Annotated in this window: 11 protein-coding genes; 6 read left to right on the top strand and 5 right to left on the bottom strand. The window is 37.6% G+C overall.

Annotation, left to right across the window (positions count from 1 at the left end; genetic code table 11):
• The first annotated feature begins 16 nt into the window (after positions 1-16).
• Positions 17-763, top strand: a complete 747-nt coding sequence (locus tag C9I86_RS04105; protein WP_080159150.1) for a DUF2884 family protein — start codon at positions 17-19, stop codon at positions 761-763.
• Positions 764-923: 160 nt separating this feature from the next.
• The gene (locus C9I86_RS20135; protein ID WP_162841613.1) at positions 924-1,079 is read left to right on the top strand and encodes a hypothetical protein; all 156 of its coding nucleotides are present in this window, start codon (positions 924-926) and stop codon (positions 1,077-1,079) included.
• Here the strand turns inward: C9I86_RS20135 and C9I86_RS04100 are convergent.
• The 3 genes from C9I86_RS04100 to C9I86_RS04090 all read right to left on the bottom strand — a co-directional run bounded on the left by C9I86_RS04100 (position 1,076) and on the right by C9I86_RS04090 (position 6,132).
• A complete protein-coding gene (locus C9I86_RS04100) occupies positions 1,076-2,095 on the bottom strand; it encodes a phospholipase A (protein ID WP_107275721.1) in 1,020 nt (339 codons plus the stop codon). The two genes, C9I86_RS20135 and C9I86_RS04100, sit on opposite strands and share 4 nt — an antisense overlap.
• 191 nt (positions 2,096-2,286) lie before the next feature.
• The gene (locus tag C9I86_RS04095) at positions 2,287-4,665 is read right to left on the bottom strand and encodes a YgiQ family radical SAM protein (RefSeq protein WP_080159151.1); all 2,379 of its coding nucleotides are present in this window, start codon (positions 4,663-4,665) and stop codon (positions 2,287-2,289) included.
• A 225-nt stretch (positions 4,666-4,890) separates the two neighbouring features.
• Positions 4,891-6,132, bottom strand: a complete 1,242-nt coding sequence (locus C9I86_RS04090; RefSeq protein WP_080159152.1) for a mechanosensitive ion channel family protein — start codon at positions 6,130-6,132, stop codon at positions 4,891-4,893.
• Between the two features lie 216 nt (positions 6,133-6,348).
• On the opposite strand from C9I86_RS04090, the gene C9I86_RS04085 reads away from it, so the two are divergent.
• On the top strand, positions 6,349-7,119 hold the full coding sequence (locus tag C9I86_RS04085) for a ribonuclease H family protein (RefSeq protein WP_107275778.1): 771 nt from the start codon (positions 6,349-6,351) through the stop codon (positions 7,117-7,119).
• A gap of 103 nt (positions 7,120-7,222) precedes the next feature.
• On the opposite strand, the gene C9I86_RS04080 is transcribed toward C9I86_RS04085, so the two are convergent.
• A complete protein-coding gene (locus tag C9I86_RS04080; protein WP_107275720.1) occupies positions 7,223-8,128 on the bottom strand; it encodes a LysR family transcriptional regulator in 906 nt (301 codons plus the stop codon).
• A 171-nt stretch (positions 8,129-8,299) separates the two neighbouring features.
• Here C9I86_RS04080 and C9I86_RS04075 point away from each other — a divergent pair, with 171 nt between their 5' ends.
• The 3 genes from C9I86_RS04075 to C9I86_RS04065 all read left to right on the top strand — a co-directional run bounded on the left by C9I86_RS04075 (position 8,300) and on the right by C9I86_RS04065 (position 11,665).
• The gene (locus C9I86_RS04075) at positions 8,300-8,515 is read left to right on the top strand and encodes a DUF1656 domain-containing protein (RefSeq protein WP_080159154.1); all 216 of its coding nucleotides are present in this window, start codon (positions 8,300-8,302) and stop codon (positions 8,513-8,515) included.
• Between the two features lie 67 nt (positions 8,516-8,582).
• Positions 8,583-9,488 (top strand): HlyD family secretion protein, encoded by a 906-nt coding sequence (locus C9I86_RS04070; protein WP_107237884.1) that lies wholly within the window; start codon positions 8,583-8,585, stop codon positions 9,486-9,488.
• The gene (locus C9I86_RS04065; protein ID WP_107275719.1) at positions 9,485-11,665 is read left to right on the top strand and encodes an FUSC family protein; all 2,181 of its coding nucleotides are present in this window, start codon (positions 9,485-9,487) and stop codon (positions 11,663-11,665) included. The genes C9I86_RS04070 and C9I86_RS04065 overlap by 4 nt, the downstream gene beginning before the upstream one ends.
• Before the next feature lie 161 nt (positions 11,666-11,826).
• Here the strand turns inward: C9I86_RS04065 and dcuC are convergent, their stop codons facing one another.
• Positions 11,827-13,194, bottom strand: a complete 1,368-nt coding sequence (dcuC, locus tag C9I86_RS04060; RefSeq protein WP_045037933.1) for an anaerobic C4-dicarboxylate transporter DcuC — start codon at positions 13,192-13,194, stop codon at positions 11,827-11,829.
• Positions 13,195-13,306 lie beyond the last annotated feature (112 nt).

The following is a 13,306-nucleotide window of genomic DNA, read 5'->3' as shown; positions in this document are numbered from 1 at the left end:
TAAAGAGAAAATAGTGATGAAAAAAGGGCTAATTGGCGGTTTACTATTATTAAGTTCAGGAACTGTATATGCACAGAGCTGTCCTGTTGATGTGCCTAACCCTATTCATATTGATAAAGGCAGTGTCTCTGTTTATGAAGCAGGAAAACCTAAATTATTGATTGATGATAACAATAATTTATTTATTAATGGTCAACAGGTTGATCTTAATGCGATGCAACAAAAAGCATTAACAGTATACAGTGATGATATGCAGACCTATTTACCACAAATGGCAGCATTGGCCCAACAAGGAACCGGGTTAGCTTTAGCTGTATTGAAAGATGTATCAAATAGCTTTGATTCACAAACAGCATTTGCAAAAGTGCAAGCACTCGTTAATCAATTAAGTGAACAAGCACAGCATAAATTTTATAATCAGCAAGGTGAATTTGTGATGCCTGCTGATGTATTTACTAGTATGGATACGACGTGGAAAACTGAATTTGAAAATGCAATGCAACAAGTAACCGTTGAATCGATATCAAGTGTATTAGCAGCACTGGCTGATGAAATGAAAAATGGCGATGTAGATTTTAGCCAGATGCAGACAAAATTTTCACAGTTAAAGACTCAGATCACCGATACTGTGGCTCAGCATAGTGGTGAAATGAAAGTTAAAGCCAATGATTTGTGTGGTTCAATTGAAGGGTTAGCAAAGCAAGAACAACAACTTCAGCAAATAATTCCACAGTTGCAAAATATACCTATGTTTAAAATGTAATTGCGACCAAAGCTTAACCATAATAAAAATAGCACTTAAGGGTGCTATTTTTATTGGGATAAGCACCTACACTTTATAGATAAGATCAAAAAGTAATAGCTGTAAATCATTATTGTATCAATGTATATAAAAGTGTCAGTTCAAGCTAAAGGAGTGCAAAATGTTCAAGTTATTGGTTATTTTTGGATTACTAGCTTTCGCGTATTGGGTTATTCGGTATCTATCTAAATCGCAGCAAAACCAGATAGTAACGGGATTAGTGGCCGTATTAGGCTCTGCTGCGATCATTTTTATTGGATTTGAATTATTTCGTTAGAGCACATCCGTTAATGCAACACCGATACCTAACCGTTGTTGTTTATGATTATAATCAATTAGGTTCTCACCATACCCCGTCGAATATTTAGTATACCCTCGTAACTTACCCCATAGAGGGAAAGTTAGACCAAATTCACCATAACCTTTATGAGTTGCAAAGTTTTGACGTCCAGTAAAACTAAATTCGTAATCCTGCCATTTGTAGACAGCATTGAGTTCATAGTGCCCCATATAATCACTGATATCTGGGTTATCGTCACCTTTAGGCGATAAAGGATCTTCTTTTTTATCTTCAGGTATACGCCACCAAGGACGCAGTGAGAAGACAAAATTTCCTTTTTCAACAATTAAATCGGTGTAAATACGGTTCCAACTACGAGATAACCCTTGAGTTCGACCATTGGATTGGTGTTCGATGCCTAATGTTACCCATGTGCTTGCTTCAAAAGGTGTCCAAGGTGTTGGTGCGAGGTAAAATAATTCAGGGCGATAGTTGGTTTCTCTAAATGGACGTGAAATATCTTCGGCATACACTTGCCAATATGATTTCAATGTAAAAGCGGCAAATAAACCATCATTATGAATAAGTAAGTCATCATAACTTAACGGTGTTTTAAAACTTATTTGAAATTCGGCTTCTGCATTTTTCATTTTCCCCGCCCATTCACTGTTTTTATATGCAGCGTTATTAATGTTGTCTGTCATTACAATAGGAAGAAAATAATTCATACGGTGTGGCGTAATAACAAAACGATTTAAAGCAGTATCTCGCTCATCTTGTAATCGTTGAGCCATAAGAGATGGTGATGATTGTGAAGGGGCTGTAATCGTGACAGGCGCGGCTTTAGCTATATTGTCAGAGCAATGAGAGCGAATGTCACTCAATGTTAGTGTGCCATTTTGTGTTTTCACGGCATTTAGCAGGCAAGCATCATAATCTGGAGATGTACTAGCAATAGCTGTACTTGCTATGAATAATGAAGAAGTAAAGCAAACGGTATAAATGCATCTCACAATGATGGGTTATCCCTAAAAAATGGAAAATAAGACGTTACTAATTCTGTGTGTTTTTTTTGTTTCCATTAGTGTACCTAATAAATCTTCCAAAGGAATAACATTAAGTTAGAAATTTGTAAAACAAAAACGCCGTCTTAAAAAAGACGGCGTTTATTATTAAATCATTAGCGTTTTATATTCAGTGTAAATTAGGCACCTGTACGACTACGTGTTGGCTTTCCATTTGGTCGTTGACCACTAGGTTTGCCATTACGATTTGCTGGGCGGCCACTTGCTTGAGCTGGTTTACCATTGCGATTATTACTCGTATTGGTCGTGTTATTATTGCTGCCACCACGGTTACTGTTAGTGCCTGCTTTAGCCGTACTACCATTACGAGAGCTGTTCGCCTGTGGTTTTCCATTATTAACGGGCTTACCATTACGATTACTCTGAGGGCGTTTACCATCAGTGCGAATATCAGGTTGATTCGGGTTCTTGGTTGCAAAACGTTTAGAACCGTGACGACCTGAACCACGACGTTCAGCTGGTGTCATTTCTGCTTCACTGCCAGCGTCTGGGACTAAACAGTTAGGACGATTACCGATCAGATATTTTTTACCCATGGTAATTAACGCATCACGGATAAGAGGCCAGTTGAGTGGATCGTGGTAACGTAATAGCGCTTTATGAAGGCGGCGTTGACGTTCACCTTTAGCGACAAATAAATCTTCACGGCCTTTGTATTTCACTTTCTTCAACGGGTTTGTTTCTGAGTGGTACATTGCCGTTGCATTACACATTGGTGATGGGTAGAAGTTTTGGACCTGATCACACTGATAATCGTTTTGTTTAAGCCATAACGCTAAGTTCAACATGTCTTCATCAGTTGAACCTGGGTGCGCTGAAATAAAGTAAGGAATAAGGTATTGTTTTTTCCCTGCTTCTTGGCTGTACTGCTCAAACATCGATTTGAAGCGATCATAGGTGCCCATACCAGGCTTCATCATCAGATCAAGTGTACCTTTCTCTGTATGTTCTGGTGCAATTTTAAGGTAGCCACCCACATGGTGAGTTACAAGTTCACGTACATATTCTGGTGATTCTACCGCTAAATCATAACGGACACCTGAAGCTATCATGATCTTTTTAATGCCTTTAACATTGCGAGCATTACGATATAAATCAATTAAATGTTTATGATCAGTGTTTAGTTTTTCACAGATTTTAGGGAAAATACATGATGGTCGGCGACAGTTAGCTTCAGCTTTAGGATCTGAACAACCAAGACGATACATGTTCGCCGTTGGGCCACCTAGATCAGAAATAGTACCAGTAAAGCCAGGGACTTTATCGCGAATTTCTTCTAGTTCATTAAGAATTGATTCTTGAGAACGGTTTTGAATAATACGGCCTTCGTGTTCGGTAATTGAACAGAATGAACAGCCACCAAAGCAGCCGCGCATGATATTAACCGAGGTTTTGATCATGTCATAAGCAGGAATTTTTGCTTTGCCGTAACTTGGATGAGGTACACGAGCGAAAGGTAATCCAAATACAAAGTCCATTTCTTCAGTCGACAATGGAATCGGTGCGCGGTTGATCCATAATTCACGATCAGCGTGTTTTTGAATTAATGCACGTCCAGAGTAGGGGTTAGTTTCTAGGTGCATTACTCGACTAGCATGTGCATATAAAATACGGTCATTTGCTAATTTTTCATATGATGGCAACCGTACTACTGTATTTTCAGCGTCATGGCGTGATGGGCGAACATGAATAACTTGTGGCTGTTTTTCTTTTTCTTCTTTATTAGACGCACATGTTTCTTCGGTAGCGTATGGATTTTGCATTACCATCGGACGGCCAGGTTTTTCAATGCGTGATGAATCAATTTCCTGATAGCGTTCAGGAATATCTTTGATCATTACCGCAGTGCCTGCAATATCAGTTAATGACTTAATATCTTCGCCATTGGCAATACGGTGCGATACTTCAACTAGCGCACGTTCAGCGTTACCAAATAATAAAATATCCGCTTTAGCATCCATTAATACTGAACGACGAACTTTGTCTGACCAGTAATCATAGTGAGCAAGACGACGTAAGCTAGCTTCAATGCCGCCTAAAACGATAGGTGATTCTTTATAAGCTTCACGACAACGTTGAGAATAAACTAATACTGCACGATCGGGACGTTTACCGCCTTCATTATTAGGCGTGTAAGCATCATCTTTACGTAGTTTACGATCAGCGGTATAACGGTTGATCATTGAATCCATGTTGCCAGAGGTTATACCAAAATAAAGATTGGGTTTACCCAGCGCCATAAAGTCATCTTTATTGTCCCATTTAGGTTGGGCAATAATACCAACACGAAAACCTTGAGATTCAAGTAGGCGACCAATCACGGCCATACCAAAGCTAGGATGGTCAACATAGGCATCACCAGTAACAATGATAATGTCACAGCTGTCCCAGCCAAGAGCATCCATCTCTTTTCTAGATGTTGGCAAGAATGGAGCTGTGCCATAGCATTCAGCCCAATACTTAGGATAGCTATCAATAGGTGTTACTTTCGTGTGCATGTTTTGACCTCTATATTTTGAGGCGGGAATTATAGCGGCTCATAAAAAGGCTGGCTAGTGATTATAAATCTTGATGTTAAACAAAGTTTTTAATAAATCTCTATTCTGACGCTTAACTATAGCGGTTTATTGTGTGATAGGTGTCGTTAAAAAATGATTTTATTTGTTATAAATGACGTATTGACGTTAAGGGATATAGTCGTTCAATACGTCATAAATGATGCATTACGCTGATGTTATCGGCGATAGTAAACTACGTACATCTGAGCCGTCAGGGCTTTGATAAACCGCGAGATTAAATTGAGGTAAAATAGCTAATACGTGATCAAAAATATCGGATTGAACCGCTTCATAAAAAGCCCAACGTGTATCATTAACAAAAACATAAATTTGAACGGGTAACCCTTGAGCACTTGGCTCTAATTCGCGTACGAGAAAAGTCATATCTTGGCGAATTTTATTATTTTGTTTTAAGTAAGCTTCTAAATAAGCTCGAAAGACAGTGATGTTGGTTAATTGAAGTGCATGAGCATCACCTGTCACAATTTCTGCGTTTCTTTTTGCGATAAAATCCGCCACATAAGGGATAGTTGATAATTGTTGCTGTTGCTGCTCATCAATGAATTTAATGGTTTCGATATCAATTAAAATTGAACGCTTAATGCGACGTCCACCAGATTCTTGCATCTGACGCCAGTTAATAAATGAATCTTGTACGAGGGCATAAGCAGGAATATTGGTTACGGTATTATCCCAGTTTTTTACTTTAACGGTTGTTAAAGAAACCTCATCAATACTGCCATTTGCACCATATTTATCCATTTGAATCCAATCACCGACCTTGACCATTTGGTTGGCTGATAGCTGAATACCTGCAACAAAACCTAAAATAGTATCGCGGAAGACTAATAACACTAAACCTGTCGCAACACCAAGGCCACTTAAAAAGTAAATTGGTGAGCGATTAGTCAGCACTGAAATCGCAATAATAAACCCGATAAAAAAGATAATGAGTTTTGATAGTTGCACAAAGCTTTTTACCGGTAAATTTCGACTTATTTGATTAATATCTGCCATATCATTAGTGGCATCAAGGAAGGCATAAGTACTTCTTACTAATACAATAATAAGCCATAGACTTAATGTTCTGTCAATAAAACTACTCAGGATCGCATGTTTATCTAAGACCAGCGGTATAACCAGATTGAGCACCATTGCAGGGATGGTTAATGATAGCTTTTCAAAGACTTTGTGCCGCACCATAACGTGCCCCCATGTCGCTTGGGAACGTTTAATAGCGGAACGTAATATCGCGAGTAATCCCCAGCGAACAAAGACATAAGCTAAAAAGGCAACCACACAACAAAGCACCATGAAGATGGCTGTTGAAATGCTGTCTTGTGGTTGAACATTAATCCCAAGCTGTGACATGCCATTGGCAATGTCCAAGCGTATTTTATGACTCAAAATGGAACTCCAAACTCACCTGTGAATAAAAATATACATGGCTCGATATCGTCATTGGTTTGGGAACACAATCGACGGTGAATACGAGTACTTTTTTATAGTGATGTTTATCTTAGCATAATCAGAAAGGTACATTAGTGGTAGAATCTTAGAATACCAAGTCTGTATGTTCGCTTGAACAAGCAGTACGATATTAAAGAGAGTGTGGAGAAAATGGTGGCCAAAAAATATTATGTTGTTTGGAGCGGTCGTGAACCAGGAATTTACAGTGATTGGGTAAGTTGTAAGCAACAAGTGGATAAATTTGCAGGGGCACGATATAAATCATTTCCAACCCAAGCTGAAGCAGTCGCGGCTTTTGGAAAACCTGCACAGATCTCTGGTTCATCACCACAAGTTAAAAAAACATCAGCAAAACGCACCACCGTAAGTAAAGGGTCATTAACCAGTGAACAAGTTCATGCATTAACCGCGGAAATTAAAATTTTCACAGATGGTGGTTGTGATCCTAATCCTGGTAAAGCGGGATCAGGATTGGCGTTATACCGTAATAATCAACTAAGTGAGTTATGGTATGGCCTATATGAGCCAATGGGAACTAATAATACTGCTGAGTTAAATGCACTTAATCAAGCTCTGATTTTAGCCGAACAAGCTTTGACACAAGGGTCTACAATAGCGATTTTTTGTGATTCAAAATATTCGATTCAATGTATTACTCAATGGGCGATAACATGGAAAAAAAATGGTTGGAAAAAAGCGGGAGGGGAAATCAAAAACTTAGCATTAATTCAACAAATGTTTGCCCGTTACCAAGCACTAAAATCACAGCTTGTGATCCACCATGTTAATGGTCATGTTGGTATTGAAGGCAATGAACTTGCAGATCGAATGTCAATTTTAGCCGTCGATACTAAAGTTATTGATTTTTGTTTATATCAACCACCTTATGATTTACCTGCTTTACTTGCACTTCGTGCAGGTTAATTAAGCGTTGGAATATTTATTGCTCAGTTATAAATTAATCTTAGTGTTAACGGAATAATTTGTAATTGAGTTATTTTTATTAACGTAGATAACTATTTAATATTTAATATTTAATATTTAATTGGTTGTTTAGTTCTCTTTGTAGAAAATCATTTAATAACGTTAGTCGAGACGTTTGTCGTAATGACGGCTTATAAAGCATAAACAACTCAATTTTTGGCAATTGATAATCTGTTAACACTTGTACTAATTCCCCTGAATCTAACGCAGCTTGAACTTGAAAGTAGGGCTGTATTGTAATTCCTGTACCTTCCATTGCCGCCGCTAGCATCGCTTGTCCACTATTGATCGTAAATCGAGATGAAATACGTGGTGAAAAATAATCACCAGCTGCGTTTTTAAAGCACCAACGATGGGCATGATAAGCCGTTGTGTGTCTTAAACATTGGTGATGCTCTAATGCTTTGGGTTCTAGTGGTATGCCATGTTGCTGTAAATATTCAGGTGTCGCACATGCGACCATATCGTAGCTACAAATTTGGTGGCCGACTAAAAATTCATATCCCTCAATTCGATCATGGAAAATAAGATCATAACCATCACGATAAATATCTGGTGGATTATTATCTAATGTTAAATCAATCTCTAATTGCGGATATTGTTGAATAAATTTACCTAATAAAGGGGAGAGTAGGCTAATACCTAAATTGACACCGCAATATATTTTTAGTTTACCCATCGGTTCATTGAGATCTAGATAGATGTCTTCTTGAGCTGCTTTTAGCTCCGATAGAATATTAATACACCGTAGGTGAAATTGTTCGCCAGCAGTGGTTAATGCTTGAAAACGTGTTGATTTAGCGAGTAATTTAACACCTAATGATGTTTCTAATCCGTGAATGTGCTTGCCTACCATTTGTGCGCTGATATCACGTTCTTCTGCGACTGCCGCAAATGAACCTAATTCAACCGCTCTTACAAAAATTTCAATGCTTGTTATACGATCCATTTTGGCAATTCCTAACAAAAAATTGTGATAATTTCTATCATTAGAAACTCACAGTTGTGATTGTATTCCATATTCGTATCTTTATTTAAGTCAATAATATGACTATGATTACACTTTATTGTAAATAAATTTTTTATTACTTATATAAACTCACAGTAGCGGACAACAACCATGCTAAATCTCGTACCTAAAGAGATTGCTATCGGAGAAATTTACTTTCCGCCTCTTCTGATTTCAGGTTTTATCGCAATTATTTGTACCTCTTTAACTGTCCGTCTTTTTAATACGGTTAAATGGTATCGATATGTATCAAACCCACCGTTAGTTGAGTTATCGATTGCAGTTATTTATACCGTGCTCATTAGTACGTTTATTTTTCCGTCATAATGATTTCAAACTATGTTAAGAGATCGTTCTAATACTCTGTAGTAATTTGAATATAATAGAGATAACCATGTTTAAACGCTTATTTATTACTAGTAGTTTTGTCATTATTGCGCTTGCTGCAATTGGCTGGAAATACCAACAATATATTATTAATCCTTGGACGCGAGATGGTTTAGTTCGCGCCCAAATTGTCCAAATTACGCCACGGGTTACTGGGCCTATTATTGCATTGAATATAAAAAATAATAGTGAAGTAAAAACAGGCCAAGTTCTTTTTGTTGTTGATCCTCGACCTTATGAAATAGCAGTAGAAAAAGCGAAGGGAAATCGAGATCAAGCAAAAGCACAATTGCAGCGAGCACAAGATGAAGCAACACGAGAGCGTGAATTAATACACCGCCAACCTGGTGCTATTTCTCAAATGACATTAGTGCAGCAAAAAATATCAGTGAGATTAGCTCAAGCGGGCGTTGAAGCGGCTCAAGCGGTATATGATCAAAGTAAATTAGATTTAAGTTTTACTAAAGTGACCGCTCCTGTTGATGGTTATATTACTAACTTAAATGTAAATATCGGCACTCAAGTTGTCGCTAATCAACCCGTAGTTGCTCTTATTGATAAGCATAGTTTTTGGATTGAAGGATTTTTTAAAGAAACAGATATTAAAGATGTGGCTTCAGGTGATAAAGCGACGGTGACCTTAATGGCGTATGGCGATCAACCATTACAAGGCTCTGTTGAGAGTATTGGTTATGGTATTTCCCATAAAAATGGCAGTACAGGACTTTCTTTATTGCCAAATGTGAATCCAACATTTCAGTGGATCCGTTTAGCTCAACGTATTCCCGTTCAAATTCGTTTAGATAATATTCCTGATGGTATTCAATTTCGTATTGGTTCTTCTGCTTCTATTGTTATTCATAAAAACCAACAAAATCAGAGCTTAATCGAAATGGTTAAGGGAATACTATGAGTACAAGACGCTGGGTAATGCCATTAAAAGTTGCTACAGCTTTAACGCTATCCATCGTCATTGCTTTAGCTTTGGGGTGGAATAAGCCTTATTGGGCTGCTTTTGCTGTGATTGTAATGGCTGCAACAGAAACTAATGGTCATTCTTTAAAAAAAGGTCGTCATCGAATCATTGGTACGTTTGCTGGTGTTATTATTGCTTTCGTTTTAATTGATTTATTTGGTCAACAACCTTTAGCTTTTCTGTTGGTTTATTCTTTGATTATTGCTGTGTGCATCTATCAACAGACAAATCCTAAAAATGGTTATGCGTGGACTATCGGGTTGATGGTGTCATGCGTCATTATTGTGATGGGGAATTTATCAGCAGAACAAACCTTTGCTATTGCTGCACTTAGATTACAAGAAACCATTCTTGGCGTTATTTGTTTTAGCTTTGTTTTTAGTGTTTTTAGCCCTGTATCTAGTCGTATTGTGTTACTTAATACGTTACTAAGTAACGCTAAAACTAAGCAAGAAAAGATAGAACAAGCGATTATTGATATTCAATCGAATGAAATGTTAAGCCGTAATGTTTCATGGAGCGATAGTTTAAAATATTTAGCCCGTATCGATGATTTACTGCAAGCAGCGAAAACAGATAGTTATCAAATCAACAGTGAGTTTCCCATTTGGGAGACAATAAGAAATGAGCAAAACCAATGGGTTCTACTGGGTGGACATTTGTCTGAAGCCATTAATCTTATTGACGAAAAGTTTACGACGGAACAAAAACAAGCGTTAATCGCGGTATTAACAGCGCTCAAAAATAGATATATAAATTCAATCACCTTATTGAGTTATGTCGTTGAAAATCCACAGGCGACGAATCACTGCATTCGTCAGCATATGGTTGATAACACTTTATTTGTGGCTCCATTTTCATTGGATTCATTACTTAATTGTAAAGAATTACATCATGGTGCTTTAATGATGTTGGCACAAAACTTAGCCAAGATGGATGCGTTGCAGGCGTCGATATACCAACATTTGACTCAAGCGATTTTGAGTGAAAGTCCATCAGAGATAACGCTAAAAAAGAAATCATCATCTGCTTTGTTTAATATATCTTTAGATTCCGAACGACTTATTAATGTTTTTAAGACCTTAGTGATTTTTTGGATCAGCGTTGGCTTGTGGCTTTTTATTCCCATGCAAGGGGGAGTAATGATCGTGCTGTTAAGCCTTGTCTTTGGTAGTGTTGCTTTATCGTTACCCTTTGTAAGCCCGCGTTATATATTAATGCATATGATCGTTTGGTCTGTATTAGCACTATTCCAATATATTTTTATTCTGCCTCACTTAAGTCAACTTTGGCAATTAGGGTTATTTTATTTTATTAATGTCTTTGTACTGTGGTTTTATTTTAATCAACCGCAACAGGTATTTCATCGCTTATTGGGTTGTCAGAATTTGATGTTAATGACAACCAGTGCGATTCAATTAACACCGACCTATAGCGTAGGTACGTCACTGTTAACGATTACGCTGCTATCTATCAGTTTGTTGGTTATTTTCTGGGTTTATAATGGCATTTATTCAAGTCAGCCTGAATATGTGTTTTTACGTCAGCTTAGTCAATTTCGAATTCGATTACATTTCGGATTAAAAAAACTGGTTAATGAAAATGCGAATAAATTCCTTTCATTGAGTATTTCAACACCAGTACAAGCGGTATCACTTGCAGAAATGGCGAGTACAAAAATTAGCTGGGCGAACTATGAGCAGATCGATCAAACGCAAGTAACAACATTACTTAACTTAGGTTATCGATCTTGTTTTTATTACCGTTCATTTACCGATAACTATGAACAATGGCAAGCAACGCAATACAATCAAAGCATTAATACGTTTATTATTGGGTGTGTTCAGGAGCTTATTGCGATCACTGGGGTTACGATGATCTGTGAAAATGTTGCTACAACACATGCTTCTAAGTTAGTCGTATTACAGAATAAGTTAACAGACTACAAAGATAAATTACCCTCATTTTATGGTCAACTTACTCCAGATGAAATGGATAAAATTTACCAATTAATCACATCTCTTTTACTCTTAATGGGGTCTCTTGAGAATGTTACTGAACAAGTGATGAAACAGTCTTTATATCAATTAAAGTTTACGCCATTTGGATTATAAACAACCTTTATCAGCTAAGGCGTGTAATAAACGATAAGTCATATAATAAGGTGTTTTAGTCGTTGTGATCGTTAGCGTAGATCGTGAGTGATGCCATAAAAAAGCCCACTGAGAATATATTATCAGTGGGCTTAACTCGTTAAATTATGGCTTAATAATAATTAAGCGTACATAGGTACTAATACCATCGTACCGATAATGACGGTAACTAAACCACAAAGCACCGGAACCACAGTACGTTTAACGACTTCAAATGGACTGATTTGTGCCATACCCGATGTTGCAACAATAACACCTGATACAGGTGAAATAGTACGACCTAGGTTTGACGCTTGTAGCATTGGAATAATCAAGAATGCAGGGCTTAAACCAAGCTTAACCGCCAACTGTGGTGCTAACTCAACAAAAGCATAGAAAGGTGCATTACCTGAACCTGTTGCAATTGCAGCAGCAACAGTTAATGCTGTTAGTAATAGCATGAGTGCCACGCCGCCAGCACCTGCTTTGTCAGCAAGAGCGAGTAGGTTATCAATTGCCCCAATTGACATTAAGCCTTGCGCAAATACACCTGCTGCGACCAATAACATCACAACGCCTTTAAAAGCATCGCCCATACCAGCGTAACAAGCTTCAAGATTTTCAAGGGTTTCTTTACCATTGAAACGATTAGTAAAGAAATCAACCACGGCACCAATGACAATAGAAAGTACTACAATAGTATAAATATCAAGAGTTAGACCTGGAATGGTTTCACCGTTAAATAGGAAAACACCAAAAATAGGTAAGAAAGGTAAAATCGCATAATAAGCAGGTGCTTTGACTTCTATTTCAGAAATATCTAGCTTTTCCATTGGCGTATTATTTTTCTTATCAAGGTATTTGTTCCAGAAAAATGCAGCGACTGACATCACGATAATGGCACAGATAGAAACGGGTAATACAGTTTCTACTGCGAAAACATGTAAAGGTAAGCCTGATTTTTCTGCGGCCACAATTACATCACCAGAGGTTGGTGAAAGAATGATTGCGGCAGGTGAGGCACATACAGCAGCGGCTGCTGGACGAGAAATACCCATTGCGGTCATCATTGGGAATAAGGTTGCCATTAATAGCACCCCAAGACCCGTTGCAGAGCTTACTGCTAATGACATTAGACAGGCAACAATATAAGCCGCAACTAATAAAACATAAGGTGACTTAATAAAAGAAAGAGGTTTTGAAAATTGTTTTACAACAACATTGTTAGCACCAATATGGGTCATATATGTTGCGAAACCACATAACAACATAATTTGTAAGCCAAGACCACCGTTGCGGTATTGGAGCATATATTTAACATACTCAAGTGAGTCTGTTAGTAAATTCCCTGTTGATGTGATGCCTTTTGGCAAGACCGTGTGTCCTAAAAATCCAGCTAGAATTAATAGAAGAATACCCGCAACAAGAAGTACACCTGCTGCTTTATATCCTTTTACTATGTAATAGCCAACAGCAATGGTGATCACCAAACCAATTAACAATTCCGTCATGGAAACTCCTCTCCTTAAAACTAAAAAAATATGTATTTATGATGTTTTTTTGCATATTTTTCATAAATTACGTGAGTAATGTAGCGAAAAAAAAGCTTATGAACGACTGTTA

The sequence above is a fragment of the Photobacterium sp. NCIMB 13483 genome (assembly GCF_003025475.1).
GTDB classification, from domain to species: Bacteria; Pseudomonadota; Gammaproteobacteria; order Enterobacterales; family Vibrionaceae; genus Photobacterium; species Photobacterium piscicola.
Note: the sequence above shows the minus strand (reverse complement) of the source record. Positions and strands in the feature narration are given on the sequence as shown.